This is a genomic window from Aestuariimicrobium sp. G57 (assembly GCF_050110855.1).
Classification (GTDB): domain Bacteria; phylum Actinomycetota; class Actinomycetes; order Propionibacteriales; family Propionibacteriaceae; genus Aestuariimicrobium.
The window spans coordinates 22,326-36,619 of the sequence record NZ_JBNINW010000007.1 but is presented as its reverse complement, the minus strand read 5'-3'; the positions used below and the strand labels follow the sequence as shown (position 1 = coordinate 36,619).

Here is a 14,294-nt window from a genome sequence, read left to right as displayed (position 1 = left end):
ATGGTCGACCAGTCCCCCACCCACGTCACCCACCCCGACACCATCACCCGCATTGCGGAGCGCACCCGCGACCTGTCCGCGGGCCACCCGCGGCTGGTGCTGCTGGTCGACGGTGGCTCGGGCGCGGGCAAGACGTCACTGGCCACCGAGCTGGTCGCCCACCTGCGCGCGACCAGCCCCGACACCCAGCTGGTCAGCCTCGACAGCTGCTACCCCGGGTGGCAAGGGCTCGCCGAGGGTGCCGCGATGGTGCCCGACATGCTGCGCGCTGTGAACCCCGGCCACCCCACCTGGGACTGGGCCGCCCACCGCCCCGACGGCTGGGTCGACCTCGACCCGGTGGCCGACATCGTCATCGAGGGCTGCGGCGCGCTGACCCCCGAGAACCGTGCCCTGGCCACCGCCGGCCTGTGGATGGAACTGGACCCCATCACCCGCCGCGAACGGGCGCTCGACCGCGACGGCGAGGGCTACCGGCCCTGGTGGGACCTGTGGGCTGCCCAGGAACTCGTCCACTGGCAACGCCACCACCCGTGGCGACTGGCTGATATGCAGCTGAATGTCGCGCCTCATGTCACGCCGGCTGTGCCCTATCTGCGCTGGTAGATTCGGCAGTATGACCGAAGCCGAGTTCATCCCGTTTGCGCGCCCCGACATCACGGAGGCCGAAATTGAGGCCGTCGTCGAGACGATGCGCAACGGTTGGCTCACGACGGGCCCGAATGCTGCGGCCTTCGAACAGGAATTCGCCGACTTCGTCACCGGCGGCGCGGGTGGCGTGCACGCCGTGGCGGTCAACTCGGCCACCGCCGGGCTGCACCTGTCGTACGAGGCCATGGGCATCGGCCCGGGTGACGAGGTGCTCGTGCCCACATGGACGTTCACCAGCACGGCCGAGGCCGTCCGCTACCTGGGCGCCGACCCCGTCTTCGTCGACGTCGACCCCGACACGCTGTGCATCGACCTGGTCGATGCCGAGAAGCGGCTCACCGATCGCACCAAGGTGATCGCGCCCGTGCACTTTGCGGGCCTCGGTGTGCCCAACCAGGCACTGGCCGACTTCGCCGCCACGCACGGCCTGCGCATCGTCGAGGACGCCGCACACGCGCTGCCCACCATCAACGAGGGCGCCATGATCGGCACCCACGGCCACGACGCGACCGTCTACAGCTTCTATGCCACCAAGACGATGGCCACCGGCGAGGGCGGCATGGTGCTGACCCCGCACGAGGACGTCGCCAAGCGCATGCGCACCATGCGTCTGCACGGCATCGACCGCGACGTCTTCGACCGCTACAGCAGCAAGAAGCCCAGCTGGCACTACGACATCGTCGCCCCCGGCTACAAGGACAACCTGACCGACACCGCCGCCGCCATGGGACGAGTGCAGTTGCGCCGCCTGCCCGAGATGACGGCCCGCCGCGCCGCCATTGCTGCCCGCTACGACGAGGCCTTCGCCGACCTGCCGCTGCAGCTGCCGGCCCATGCGCCCGAGGGTTCGACCCATGCCTGGCACCTGTACGTCGTCCGGCTCACGGCCGAGGCCGGCCTGAACCGTGACGCCTTCATCCAGGAGATGGCGGACGAGGGCGTGGGCACGTCCGTGCACTTCATCCCGATGCACCTGCAGCCGTACTGGCGCGACACCTACCAGCTGACCCCCGAGATGTACCCGGTGGCCAGCGCCGAGTTCGAGCGGGTGGTCAGCCTACCGATCTTCAGTTCCATGACCGACGACCAGGTCGACCGCGTGATCGCCGCCGTGCGCGCGTCGCTCGACTGAGGGGCACCATGGCCACGATCATCCCCGAGAAACTGCGCCGCCCGATCAAGCGGTTCACCGCCAAGCGGGCGCTTGACCTGGCCGCATCGGGTGTCGGCCTGGTCGTGGGCGCCCCGTTGTTCGCGGCCTGCGCGATCGCGATCAAGGTCGACGACCCGGGGCCGGTGTTCTTCCGCCAGCAGCGGGTCGGGCTGGGCGGGCGCACGTTCCGCATCCACAAGTTCCGCTCGATGAAGGTCGACAACGCCGGCGCGCTGGTCACCTCGGCGCACGATTCGCGCATCACCCGCGTGGGGGCGTTGCTGCGCACGTCGAAGCTGGACGAGCTGCCGCAGCTGATCGATGTGTTCGTCGGTGACATGTCGCTGGTCGGCCCCAGGCCCGAGGTGCCGAAGTACGTCGCCATGTGGGGTGACGAGGCGGCCGCCGAGATCTTGTCGGTGCGGCCCGGCATCACCGACCCCGCCTCGATCGTCTATCGGAACGAGCAGGAGGAACTCGCCGAGGCCGACGACCCCGAGGCCCACTATGTCGAGGTGATCCTGCCGCGCAAGGTGGCGTTGTACCGCGAGTACGTGCGCAACAACTCGGTGGCCGGCGACATCGCGTTGATCTGGCAGACGCTGGTCGCCGTGGTGCGGTCGTGACTGGTGCGGTCGTGACTGGTGCGACCGGGGCTTGTCCGGTCAGTGGTCGGTCGGGGGGAACCCCGGGGCGGGTCCGGTCGTCTGAGGGGGGCTTGGCGCACAGCGTGTCTGTCCCTGGCCGACGATCGAAAGTTTCGTGTGTCCCCTCTGTTGCTTGTTGGAATCGTGTTGTTGCTGCTCGGTGGCGCCGCCCGTCTGGTGGGGCGCCGCGGCGAGCGCGACCAATTGTGGGTCGTGGAATTGCTGTTGCTGGGCGGTGGACTGATGGCCGTCGTGCTGAGTTTCTGGTGATCGGGGCGTGGTCGTGACCAACCCGCAGCAGCCCCCGCAGGGGCCGCCACCATGGCAGCAGCCGGGTCGTCCGGGGCAACCGCCCGCTGGACCACAACCCCCGGCCGGGTCGAACGGACGCGGCCCGCTCGGCTGGGGCCCGCCGCCGCATGGCCAGCCGCACCCGCCCGGCGTGCGCTACATCAACGGTGTGCCGTACATGATCCCGGTGCGGCCCGACCCCACGCCGAGCCCGAAGCGCAAGGTGGTGGTGCTGGCGATGCTGGCGGCTGCGGCGCTCGGGTTCATCGGCAGCGTGATCACCCCGATCGTCTACCCCACGGGGCAATCGTGGTCGGGTGGCACGTTCCTGTGGCAGTGGACGCCGCACCTGCTCGGCGGCTCCGAGACCGAGTTCGTGGTGGCATTGTTCGTGGTCTACCTGATCGCCACGCTGGTCTCGAGCATCGGGGCGATGCTTGCCCTGGCCGGTGTGATGGGCCGGGTGCCGAGCCTGATCTGGACGATCGCGGTGATCGCCGATGCCCTGATCTCGGCGTTCATGCTGCTGATCCTGGCGGCCAGCGTCGCGGATGACCGGATCTCGTCAGGACCGGCGGTCTGGTTGAACCTGGCCGGGGTGGGGTTGGCCATCGCATGTTTCGCGACGAAGAAGCACCGGCTGGTGTGGCAGAAGGACAAGCCCTTCTGAGTGCCTGGGGTGCTGGGCGGCTGAGCGGTGCGCTGCTCTTTGAGGTGCGCCGTGGTGTGCGAGCCGCGCTCCCTGTGAGGTGAACGACGCTCCCCCTCAGGTGCGCGACGCTCCTCGAAGGTGCACGGCGCTCCTGTTGCGGCCGGCACCAAGGGGGGCGTCGTCCACGCAAAGGGAGCGTCGTGCGCTTCAAGGGGTGCGTGGTGCGCTTCAAGGGGGCGTGGACGAGGCATGGGCTCGCGTGGTTCTCGGCCCACCCGACGTGGGCAGGACGAGGCATGGGCTCGCGTGGTTCTGTACCGACGACAATCTGGACCCGCCCCGCCCCACCCCCGCCCCGCCCCATCCTCGGCATCATCCTGCAGAAATACAGCCCAATCCCTGTATTTCTGCATGGTGTTGACCCCGGCTGCCCCGACATTGAGTGAAAAGACGTCCGTGGGGACGTCTTTTCACTCAATCTTGCCGCCCGGCATGGCTCGGCCCGCCCGCTCCGGCGCACAATGAACCCATGATCGTCAATGTCGCGGTCGATGCACACGGCGGGCAGGTCGAGACCCGCACCACCGCAGCCGGTGAGCCGCTGTTGGTGATCCAGACCGCGCTCGCCGCCGACGAGCTCACCCCACTGGCGACGTCGTCCGTGCTCACCGGCCGGTGTCGCACCATCGAGCTGCGACGACGCGGCTACAACTCGAGCAGCCCCGCGCGCCGACCAGGTTCTGTCGCCGGGGACGCGGCCGATTGCCTGGCCGTGCTGCGGACCCTCGACGGCGTGCCGGCCCACGTGGTGGGTGTGAGCTACAGCGCCGCGGTCGCACTTGAACTCGCAGCAAGCGCACCCCAAGCGGTGGCCACACTCACCCTGATGGAACCTCCGCCGCTGGTGGGTGTGCCCGATGAAGGGTTCCTCGAGGCCAACCGCCACCTGGTGCACCTGGCGCGGCAGTCCGGCGTCACCGCGGCGCTGGACGAGTTCAGCGCCGCGCTCGGCACGCAGCCCTGGAGCGAGGAACGCCAACAGCTCGACCCCACAGAAGTCGCGGCCATCGAACGTGATGCCGTCACCTTCTTCGAACAAGACCTGCCGGCGCTGTTGGGCTGGCGCTTCGAGGCCATACGCGCGTCCACGATCACGGCACCCGTGCTGTACATCGGTGGCGCACAGAGCCACCCCTGGTTCATCGAGGTGGCACGGGTGGCGCGCGGGCTGTTCCCGGGCGGCGAGCACCACCTGATCACCGGCGCGGGCCACTCGGTCGCCTCGACACACACCACTGAAGTCGCCGAACTCGTCGCGGACTTCATCGCCCGGCACCCGTTCACCCGCGGCGCAACAAGTTAGTTGAACCAGCTAATGATCACTACACTGTGACGCGGCACACACCACCCCCATTGACGCCCGTGCGGTGGGTCTTGTCGTGCCCTGATCAGGAGTGCCATGCACCAGCAAATCCGCCAGGAAGAGCACCTCGGCGACCGCTTCTCACACCGTCGACGCGTCGCCATCATCGTGACGCTCGGCCTGTTGACAGCCCTCGGGCCGTTCACCATCGACATGTACCTGCCGGCCTTCCCCAGTGTGAAGCTCGACCTGTCGATCACCGATGCGCAGGTGCAGGTGACCCTGTCGGCCACCACGCTCGGGTTCGCGCTCGGCCAGTTGATCGTCGGCCCGCTGAGCGACCGATTGGGACGCCGCTGGCCGCTGCTGGTGATGTCAGCGCTGCATGTGGTGTCGTCGCTGCTGGTGGCAGTGGCCCCCACTGTGGAGTTCCTGACCGTGATGCGGGCCTTCCAGGGCATCGGTGCCGCCGGTGGCGCCGTGGTGGCCATGGCGATGGCGCGCGACCTGTTCTCGGGGCGCCGGCTGATCCGGATGATGTCGCAGCTCGCGCTGATCAACGGGCTGGCGCCGATCGTGGCGCCGATCCTGGGGTCGTGGCTGCTCGGCTTCACCGACTGGCGCGGCGTGTTCTGGGTGCTGATGGCGTATGGCCTTGTCATCGTGGCATTGGTGGCGGTGCTCATCGTCGAGACCCGACCCGCTTCTGAACGCACGGTCGGCGGCTTCGACGCGCTGCGGGCGGCCTATGGACGGGTGCTCGGCGACCGGTTGTTCGTCGGCGTCTGGATCGTCGCGGCCATGGCCTTCGGCGGCCTGTTCAGCTATGTCTCGAGCTCGTCGGTGCTGCTGCAAGAGGGCTACGGCCTGTCGGCGCGCGGCTTCGGCATGGTCTTCGCGATCTGTTCGGTGGGTGTGTTCATCGGCGTGCAGATCGGCAGCCGGTTCGCGGCTGTGGTGGGGCCGCAGGTGATCCTGATCATCGGCACGACGACGATGGTGGTTGCGGCGGCGGGGTTGTTGCTGGTGCACCAGGTGAACCCGTCGCTGGCCGTGATCGTGCCGTTCATGTTCATCTACACCACCGGCTTCGGCTCGTGCATGCCCAGCGCGCAGGTGCTGGCGCTGCAGGGCCACCGGGCCGATTCGGGTGTCGCGGCCTCGCTGATGGGCGCGGGCAACATGATCGTGGCCGCGTGCGTGGGGCCGATCATCGGCCAGTTCGACGTGCGTTCGCCGGCGCCGATGGGCACGGCGATGCTGGTACTGGCGGTGGCGTCGAGCCTGGCGTTGTGGGTGATCGTGCGTCCGCGGCAGGTGCGGGTGAGCCTGGACTGAGTTTGCGGTGGCGGCTGGCACACAAGCCCACCCGGGCGGATCAGTCGGAGCCCAACTGCCACAGCGCCGCCGCCGGCAGCCCCCAGAGGCGATCACCAAAGGACGCCGCCGTCGTGGACGTGCCCAGCACGTAGCCTCCGACGAACCGTGGGCCGAGCTTGTCCCTGAGCACCCTCAGTCCGGCGAAGTGCTCGCTCTTGAACGTGGCCCCGGACTTGACCTCGAACCCCATGACCGACCCGTCATAGAACTCCACGATGACGTCAACCTCGAGACCAGCACGATCGCGGTAGTGGAACAGGTCGTACTCGGTGGCACTCCAGCCCCGCTGCTTGAACAACTCGCCCACCACGAACCCTTCCATGGCCGCTCCCATGTGCGGGCTCGCCACGGCAAGCAGCTGCTGCTCGGTGACCCTCGACAGCCGCAGCGACAGCCCGGAATCCACCACGAACGCCTTGGGGCGAGCAACCTCACGGCTGGTGAGGTTGGGCGTCCAGGACGGCAGTCTCGTGGTTAGATACATCGTCTCGAGCAGGTCGAGATAGCCAGTGACCGTGGTCTCGGGGATTGAGGCGTCCCGGGCAATTCTGGATTTCACCAGTTCACCTGCCTGGCCAGCTGCCAGCAGCCGAAGCACGGTCGAGATTCGCCCGGGATCCACCCGTGGTGCGATGTCTGCGAGGTCCCGGTCCATCAACCTTTCCAGATAGCTGTCGAACCACAAGTTGCGCATGCGCTGGTTCAGCCCCCTGACTTCGGGGTAGCCCCCTTGCGCGATGGCCGCCACGTAGTCACTTCTGGTGAAAGTGCAGGGGAAGTCGCCCACGTCTGGCTGGGCGCGCAGGAACGAGACGAGGCCGTCGCGCGACTCGCCGAGTTCACCCCGGGACAGGGGGTTCAGCACGACCGTCACCGCACGGCCCGCCAGACTGTCCGGCGTCCGTGGCAACCGCAACAAATTGCTCGAACCCGTCAGCAGGAATCGTGCGGGCCGACGGTCCCTGTCGATCGATGCCTTGATGGGCAGGACGAGCTCCGGGCAGCGCTGGAGCTCGTCGATGACGAGCGTGCCGCTCTGGAACTGCTCGACGAAGCCTGTCGGATCTGCTCGTGCGGCACTGTGGGCCGACGGGTCGTCCAGGGTGATCAGCCGCGAGGGCTGTCCGTCCACGAGCATCCGCGCAAAAGTGCTCTTGCCGACCTGCCGTGCGCCTTGAATGACGACAGCGGGGAAGGTCGCCAGCGCCTCGCGCGCGGTGGTGTCGAGTGCGCGCCGCAGCAGGGTGGTCATGACTCGAGGATAGCCGGAGGTCGCGGATTCGCAGGGCTCAACTCGTAGAAACGCAGCCTTCAACTCGTAGAAACGCAGAGCCCAACTCGCGGATTCGCACCTACCCGCCCAGTCCCCTCACCCCCTCGTCCGGCGGCAGGTACCCGTGCGCCGTGATGTAGTGCAGCACCAGGTTCGGCGCCACCCACCGGTTGCCGCCGACCGTCACCGCGAGGCTCGCGCTGCCCAGCACCAGGTCGCGGCCGTCCAGCGTGCGGTGCGGGGCGCCCGCGAACGCGGCCGCCCCCTCACAGAACCCGCACGCATGGAACCCCCTGGTGCGGTCGACCGGCTCGAGTCGTTCGAGTGCCGCCACCACAACCACCGGGCACTGCCCCACCCGGTATGGACGACCCGGCTCGAGCCAGCCGAACGCCAGTACGGGGCGCGGCCGCGCCCATGGAAGCCGCCGCCGGTCGCCGTACAAGCTCGGCGACAGCCGCGCGCCGTCGTCCTGATGGGTCATGGCCTCAGCAGACCGAGCGCATCGCCTCGCGCACCTCGGTGTGCTCGAACGTGAACCCGGCGTCGAGCAGCCGCTTGGGCAGCGCCCGCTGGCTGGCCAGCATCGCGTCGTCAACCATCTCGGCGGTGAACAGCAGCTTGGGTGCGAACATCGGCAGCGGCAGGTACGCCGGACGATGCAGGGCCGCGGCGAAGGCCTTGCTGAAGGTGGTGTTGTCGACGGGGTTCGGGGCGGTGAGGTTGACCGGTCCGCTGATCTCGTCATGGGTCAGCAGGAACTCGATGGCCCGCACGTAGTCGTCGACGGCGATCCAGCTGACGACCTGGGTGCCGTCGCCGATGGGTCCGCCGAGGCCGAGACCGAAGTGCAGCCGCTGCTTGCCCAGGATGCCCCCGGTGCGGGTGAGCACGTGGCCGGTGCGCAGCTTGACCACCCGCACGTGCTCGGGGGCGGCGTCGGCGGTGGCCTCCCAGTCCTGGACGAGGTCGGCGAGGAACCCGGTGCCCTTGCTCGAGTACTCGTCGAGCGGCTCGTCGCCCCGGCTGCCGTAGTAGCCGATGGCCGACCCGTTGAGCAGGGTCGTGCATTTCGGCGCGTCCGCGAGGGCGTTGACGATGGTCTGGGTGGTGGCCACCCGGGACGCACGGAGCTTGCGCTTGTAGTCGCTGGTCCAGCGGGTGTCGGCGATGCCGACGCCGGCGAAGTTGATGACGGCGTCCATGTCGGTGAGGCCGGGGTCGGCGATGGTGCGGTTCGGCGGGTCGATGCGGCGCTCGTCCGGACCATAGGGCTCACGGCGGACCAGCCGGATGACGGTGTGCCCGTTCTGGCGCAGGTGCTGGGTGGTGGCAGTTCCGAGGAGGCCGGTGGCACCGGTGATGGCGACGCGCATGGGTCCAGTGTTGCACTGGGTGTGTGGGTGGGGTGGGTGGGCTCGAGGTGCTAGTGAATGCTGATTGTGTACGACGCCCGCTGGACGCGACTCCGTCAGGCAGCAGAACCGACAGCGATAGGAAGATTGAGCACCATTACTCCTAGGACGATTCGTGTCCGTTTTTCTTGTTGGCAAGGCATTCATGCAATCTCATGCCAAGATGATTCCGTGACTGCACCCGACGCCGCTCCCCTGCCTGAAGGCGCGTATGACGCCATCGTGACGAGCGAGGTCGAAACACGGTTGCATCACACACTCATGGACCATCAGACGAGCAAGATCGACGAGGCCCATGTTCCTGAGGTGCTGGCACGACACGTGCAGAGCGCGCTGCAGCAGCACCTGAGCACTCTGAAGGCGGAGCAACGGGTATCCGTCACCAATGAACTTCTCACGAGCATCGGCGCAGTCGGCGACATCGTCTTCGGCGAACCGAGCAAGCTCGTCTCCGTTCGCCCGGCCCCAGGCCCCAACGTCAAGCCGCGCCACGGCGATCACCCGGTGCTGCCCCTCAGTGATGTCGCGCTGCTGACGAACACTGGCAGCGAGCCAAACTTCGGGCATGAGATCCGAGGTGAGATCGCGTCGGCAGACGAGGTCTATCTCATCTGCGCCTTCATCAAGTGGCACGGCATCCGCACCCTCGAAAACCAGCTGCGAGAGCTTGCGGAGAGGGGCGCCACGTTCCGGGTCATCACCTCGACATACCTCGGCTCGACAGAGCGGCGCGCCCTGGACCGCCTGGTCCGCGAGTTCGGAGCGCAGGTCAGGATCAGCTACGAGATCGAGCGAACAAGGTTGCACGCGAAGGCGTGGCTCTTCCATCGAGACAGCCACTTCGACACCGCCTACGTGGGCTCCTCAAACCTGACGAGTACCGCTCTACTGGATGGCGTCGAGTGGAATGTGCGGCTTAGCCGCTCCGTGACTCCGTCACTGCTTAAGAAGTTCGGGGCCACGTTTGACACCTACTGGAACAGCGAGAACTTCGAGGAGTACCTGCCCGATCGAGATGGTGATCGTCTCGACACTGCGCTGGCGGAGGCACGGGGTGGAGGGTCCACGGATCGGGTCACCATTTCTCTCTCTGGCCTTGAAGTGCGGCCGTACCCCCACCAGCGATACATCCTTGAGGCGCTGGAGGTTGAGCGCACGGTTCATGATCACCACCGGAACCTGGTGGTTGCAGCGACTGGGACCGGAAAGACCGTCGTCGCAGCTCTGGACTATCGAGCGATGTGCCTCGACGGGCAGAGACCCTCCCTCCTATTTGTGGCACACCGCAAGGAGATCCTGCAGCAAGCCCTCCGTACCTACCGCGAGGTGCTCAATGACCCTACGTTCGGCGAGCTATACGTGGGAGGCGAGCGACCCTCGGACTGGCAGCACGTATTTGCCTCAGTGCAGTCGCTGTCGTCAGATGTGGTCTCAAGCATGACCCCAGCCGCGTTCGAGGTGGTGGTGATCGACGAGTTCCACCACGCTGCCGCCAGCAGCTACCAGCAGTTGCTCACGCACCTGACTCCGAGAGAACTGCTCGGGCTGACCGCTACGCCCGAACGCACGGACGGGATCGACGTACGCAAGTACTTCGATGGCCGAACTGCCGCAGAGATCCGCTTGTGGGATGCACTCGACGCCGAGCTGCTCGTGCCCTTTCACTACTTCGGCGTCAGCGACGGGACAGATCTCACGCAGATCTCTTGGCGCACCGGCCGATACGACCCCGCAGAGCTCGAGAACCTCTACACCGCAAACACCACACGGCTCCGAATCATCCTCAAGCAGTTGGAGGACAAGGTGCCAGATCTCGGTGCCATGCGAGCGCTGGGGTTCTGCAGCGGCGTCGCCCATGCCAAGTTCATGGCGGACGCCTTTAATCAGGCCGGTATCCCGGCCGCAGCGGTCTCCGGCGACACGCCACCCACTGAGAGGGCGGACGCCCTGCGCGACCTGACAGCTCGCAAGCTCAACATCGTCTTCAGCGCCGACGTCTTCAACGAGGGTCTTGACCTTCCCGACGTCGACACGGTTCTCTTCTTGCGCCCCACTGAATCCGGCACCCTCTTCTTGCAGCAGCTTGGTCGCGGGCTCCGTCGCACGCGAGACAAGGCCGTGCTCACGGTGCTCGACTTCGTCGGCAACCACCGCAAGGAGTACCGCTTCGACGCCCGACTGACTGCGATGACAGGTATCCCGCGAGGGCAGCTGAGGGACCATGTCACACGCGAGTTCCCGGAGCTACCTGCTGGCTCCCAGCTCATCTTGGACCGCCACACCCAGCAACAAGTTCTGAGTTCGCTGAAGCGGCAAATCACCACGCGCTGGGCCGAATCGGTCAGCGCTCTCAGGAACCTGGGCGACGTCTCCCTCACGCGGTTCGTCGAGGCGACCGACACCCCGGTCTCACAGCTGCTCAAGGCCGACAAGAGCTGGACCCGACTGCGTCGGGATGCCGGGTTGTCCGCACCACCCGGCGGTCCCTACGAAGAGGCGCTCATGAAGCGCGTCCGGTTCTTCGCGCACGTCGAGGATCGCGAGCGAGAGGAGAAGTACCGAGCGCTACTCACTGGCACAGAGCCATACAGCCACTTGTCGCCCGTGGACCAGATCTGGGCTCGAATGCTTCTCTTCTCGCTGTGGCCTGGGCTGCCCTTCAGCAACTACGAAGAGCCCCTGCAACACGTCCGAGATGAGCCTGCGGTCGTTTCAGACATCCTCGAAATGATGGCGTTCAGCGTTGCGAACGCCACTCACGCTCCTGAGTCGCTCGGTGGAGCCCTCTCGTGGCGTCCTCTTCGTTCGCACATGCGGTACACACGCGAAGAACTCTGCGCGGCGCTGGACTATGCATCCCTCGAACGCAAGCCGGACAACTTCAGGGAGGGGGTCTTCTACTCGAAGACTCTCAGCACCGATGCGTTCCTGGTAACCATCAACAAGGCCGAAGCGAAGTTCAGCCCTACCACGATGTACGAGGACTACGCCATCAGCCCCACACTGTTCCACTGGGAGACCCAATCACGTACGACTGTTGCCTCACCAACTGGTCAGCGGTACTTGAACCAGCGGCAGAACGGCGGGCAGGTTCTCATCTTCATGCGCGAGCAGGGAACGACTGAGTTCGGCCAGGGAGCCCCATACCTGCTGCTGGGCGAGGCCGACTACGTTCAGCACCAGGGTGATCGCCCTATCGCGATCACTTGGCAACTGCGGCGCCCGATGCCGCAGGATCAGTTCGCGCTCGCAGCCGTGACCAGCGTGTAGCCGGCGTCTGCTGCGACATCTCGTCAGCGGAGGGCGTCTGATCCCCCGCTAGCATCGCCCGGGCCGCCGCCCGAAACTGATCCCTCGCGACGCCGTACTTCTTCCACGCATGCCCCTTCTCGTAGAAGACATCCGAGATCGATTGTTTGAGTGTCCAGGCGGCATCAGCCACAGGTGCGTTGGTGAGTAGCGCGACGCGAGAGAACGCCTGGTCTAGCGCGTCAAATTGGCGGGACTCCCCAAACATCTCCCAAGGACTTGCCTCGTAACGCTCCACGATTGATCGAGTTCCTCGGCCTCTCGCTGCACCAGAGTGTCGAACGCAACGATGGCCTCACTGCGTACCTCATAGTGCCGCTCGCTCGCTTCGAAGACCATTCGATCTCTCGACGAGGCGTTTGCCTTTTCAGCCGCATCCCGAGCCTGGGCCCGGTCCCGCCACCTCACGCACTCCTAGCTTCACCACCACCACACCCCACCGCCGCCCCACCGTATCACCCACCCCCACCCACCCTCCTGCTGGGTATCGGTCCACTCTGCCTGACCGCCCCCAGCCGTTCCACGACCCCATCGGGCCCCTCCTCCGCCGCCACGCCACGCTGCGCCCGTCACCCTCCCCCAGCGCGGCAGCGTCCAAGAAAGAGAGAACCCCCATGCGCTCCCCCATCCGACTCGCCGGCAGCCTGCTGCTGGGCCTGCTCGTCGCCCTCACCCCGCTCACAGCCCAGGCCAAGGTCCTCCCGACCGCCACCGTCTCGATCCCCGACGCCAACTTCCGCGCCTGCCTCAATGCGGCGCTGGGCCAGTCCCCCGGCGCCGCCATCCAGGACACCCAGCTCGCCACCATCACCAACCTCGACTGCAGCTCACGCCCGATTGCGAACCTCACCGGCTGGCACCATCTCGTCAACGTGCAGGTCTTCACCGGCCACCACATGGCCCTCGCCGGCTCCGTCTCGGTCCCGGCGCAGCTGACCAAGCTGATCAACATCAACCTGTCGTTCAACCAGGTCACCGCGGCCAGCTTCCCGGCAGCCCTGTCCCAGGTCGCCGACGTCGACCTGCGCAACAACCGCCTCACCACGTTCGCGCTGCCGAACACGCTGACCAACATCCAGCACGTCTACCTGCAGAACAACCGCCTGCAGCACCTCGGTGGACTGTCCTGGATGCCGAACACCTCCTATGTCAACGCGGCCAGCCAGCAGGTCGTGCTGCCGAATGCCTACATCGGCGTGCCCTACACGCTCACAATGCGTGACCACCGCAACCAGCCCGTCCAGGTCACCCTGCAGCCGGGGGTCACCTACAACGGCACGACCCTGCAGTACGGCTCGCTCGGTTCCCACACCATGAACTTCGCCAACCCCCCGGGCAGCTTCACGTGGGGCCAGTTCAGCGGCACCTTCACCCAGCAGGTCACCCAGCCGCCCGCCACCGGCAAGCTCGGCGACCAGACCGGTGATGGCATCGGCGACCTGTTCGGCATCTTCCCCGACGGCCAGCTGCGCGCGACGATGGGTTCGACGACCAACCCGCCCACCTTCCTCGGCTTCCGCGGCACGGGTTGGGGGACGATGACGTACCTGGTTCAGATCAACGACATCACCGGCGACAACCGCTCCGACCTGATGGCCCGACGTGGCACCGACCAGTCGCTGTGGGTCTACCGCCAGATCGGTGGTGGCTACGTCTCGGGGTGGAAGAAGATGGGCCAGAACTGGGGCGGCATGGACCAGATCGTGCCCGCCTTCAACCTGGCCGGCGGGTCCACGCAGTATGTCGTGGCCCGGCGGGCCAGCGACGGCAAGCTGTTCCGCTACACCCTGACCAGCAACGGGCTCACCGGCATCGTGCAGATCGGCCAGCACTGGAACGGCATGAAGCAGATCCTGTCCGTGGGTGACTTCAACGGCGACGGCCGTTCAGACGTGCTCGCAATCCGCAACGACGGCACCCTGTGGCGCTACCTCGGCACCGCGCAGGGCAGCATCGGGTCGGGCACCCAGGTGGGCCACGGCTGGACGACGTTCCGGCTGGCCTTCTGCGCCGGCGACTGGAGCGGCGACGGCCGCTACGACCTGATGGGCCTGCGCAATGACGGCGCCCTGTTCACCTACCAGAAAAAGATGGGCACGTGGGGTCCGGCCCGACCGCTCGGCACCATCTCGACCACCATCAAGCTGATCGCCTGACCGC

12 protein-coding genes are annotated in these 14,294 nt (G+C 66.8%); 9 read left to right on the top strand and 3 right to left on the bottom strand.

Annotation, left to right across the window (positions count from 1 at the left end):
• From ACQCX5_RS13620 to ACQCX5_RS13590, 7 genes are all read left to right on the top strand, one after another.
• Entirely contained in the window at positions 1–606 is a 606-nt protein-coding gene (locus tag ACQCX5_RS13620) for a cobalt ABC transporter (RefSeq protein ID WP_434542587.1), read from the top strand.
• Between the two features lie 10 nt (positions 607–616).
• Positions 617–1,783, top strand: coding sequence for a DegT/DnrJ/EryC1/StrS family aminotransferase (locus ACQCX5_RS13615; protein WP_434542586.1), 1,167 nt, complete (start codon positions 617–619; stop codon positions 1,781–1,783).
• 8 nt (positions 1,784–1,791) lie between these two features.
• The gene (locus ACQCX5_RS13610; protein ID WP_434542585.1) at positions 1,792–2,430 is read left to right on the top strand and encodes a sugar transferase; all 639 of its coding nucleotides are present in this window, start codon (positions 1,792–1,794) and stop codon (positions 2,428–2,430) included.
• 165 nt (positions 2,431–2,595) lie between these two features.
• Complete coding sequence (locus ACQCX5_RS13605) at positions 2,596–2,721, top strand: hypothetical protein (protein WP_434542584.1); 126 nt, start codon at positions 2,596–2,598, stop codon at positions 2,719–2,721.
• A gap of 13 nt (positions 2,722–2,734) precedes the next feature.
• Positions 2,735–3,412: a hypothetical protein gene (locus ACQCX5_RS13600; RefSeq protein WP_434542583.1), complete on the top strand. Its 678-nt coding sequence runs from the start codon at positions 2,735–2,737 to the stop codon at positions 3,410–3,412.
• Between the two features lie 511 nt (positions 3,413–3,923).
• Complete coding sequence (locus ACQCX5_RS13595) at positions 3,924–4,757, top strand: alpha/beta fold hydrolase (RefSeq protein WP_434542582.1); 834 nt, start codon at positions 3,924–3,926, stop codon at positions 4,755–4,757.
• Between the two features lie 96 nt (positions 4,758–4,853).
• Positions 4,854–6,095 (top strand): multidrug effflux MFS transporter, encoded by a 1,242-nt coding sequence (locus ACQCX5_RS13590; protein WP_434542581.1) that lies wholly within the window; start codon positions 4,854–4,856, stop codon positions 6,093–6,095.
• A 40-nt stretch (positions 6,096–6,135) separates the two neighbouring features.
• On the opposite strand, the gene ACQCX5_RS13585 is transcribed toward ACQCX5_RS13590, so the two are convergent.
• From ACQCX5_RS13585 to ACQCX5_RS13575, 3 genes are all read right to left on the bottom strand, one after another.
• Positions 6,136–7,389, bottom strand: coding sequence for an ATP-binding protein (locus ACQCX5_RS13585; protein ID WP_434542580.1), 1,254 nt, complete (start codon positions 7,387–7,389; stop codon positions 6,136–6,138).
• A gap of 100 nt (positions 7,390–7,489) precedes the next feature.
• On the bottom strand, positions 7,490–7,894 hold the full coding sequence (locus tag ACQCX5_RS13580) for a hypothetical protein (protein ID WP_434542579.1): 405 nt from the start codon (positions 7,892–7,894) through the stop codon (positions 7,490–7,492).
• A gap of 4 nt (positions 7,895–7,898) precedes the next feature.
• On the bottom strand, positions 7,899–8,786 hold the full coding sequence (locus tag ACQCX5_RS13575) for a TIGR01777 family oxidoreductase (RefSeq protein WP_434542578.1): 888 nt from the start codon (positions 8,784–8,786) through the stop codon (positions 7,899–7,901).
• Between the two features lie 210 nt (positions 8,787–8,996).
• Between ACQCX5_RS13575 and ACQCX5_RS13570 the strand changes: the two genes are divergently transcribed.
• Complete coding sequence (locus ACQCX5_RS13570; protein WP_434542577.1) at positions 8,997–12,095, top strand: DUF3427 domain-containing protein; 3,099 nt, start codon at positions 8,997–8,999, stop codon at positions 12,093–12,095.
• Positions 12,096–12,748: 653 nt separating this feature from the next.
• Complete coding sequence (locus ACQCX5_RS13565) at positions 12,749–14,290, top strand: FG-GAP-like repeat-containing protein (protein WP_434542576.1); 1,542 nt, start codon at positions 12,749–12,751, stop codon at positions 14,288–14,290.
• The last annotated feature ends 4 nt before the right edge of the window (positions 14,291–14,294 follow it).

Coding starts and splice junctions, on each gene's coding strand:
- ACQCX5_RS13590 (WP_434542581.1), top strand. CDS start 4,854: ATGCACCAGCAAATCCGCCAGGAAGAGCACCTCGGCGACCGCTTCTCA.
- ACQCX5_RS13565 (WP_434542576.1), top strand. CDS start 12,749: ATGCGCTCCCCCATCCGACTCGCCGGCAGCCTGCTGCTGGGCCTGCTC.
- ACQCX5_RS13585 (WP_434542580.1), bottom strand. CDS start 7,389: ATGACCACCCTGCTGCGGCGCGCACTCGACACCACCGCGCGCGAGGCG.
- ACQCX5_RS13595 (WP_434542582.1), top strand. CDS start 3,924: ATGATCGTCAATGTCGCGGTCGATGCACACGGCGGGCAGGTCGAGACC.
- ACQCX5_RS13615 (WP_434542586.1), top strand. CDS start 617: ATGACCGAAGCCGAGTTCATCCCGTTTGCGCGCCCCGACATCACGGAG.
- ACQCX5_RS13575 (WP_434542578.1), bottom strand. CDS start 8,786: ATGCGCGTCGCCATCACCGGTGCCACCGGCCTCCTCGGAACTGCCACC.
- ACQCX5_RS13580 (WP_434542579.1), bottom strand. CDS start 7,894: ATGACCCATCAGGACGACGGCGCGCGGCTGTCGCCGAGCTTGTACGGC.
- ACQCX5_RS13610 (WP_434542585.1), top strand. CDS start 1,792: ATGGCCACGATCATCCCCGAGAAACTGCGCCGCCCGATCAAGCGGTTC.
- ACQCX5_RS13620 (WP_434542587.1), top strand. CDS start 1: ATGGTCGACCAGTCCCCCACCCACGTCACCCACCCCGACACCATCACC.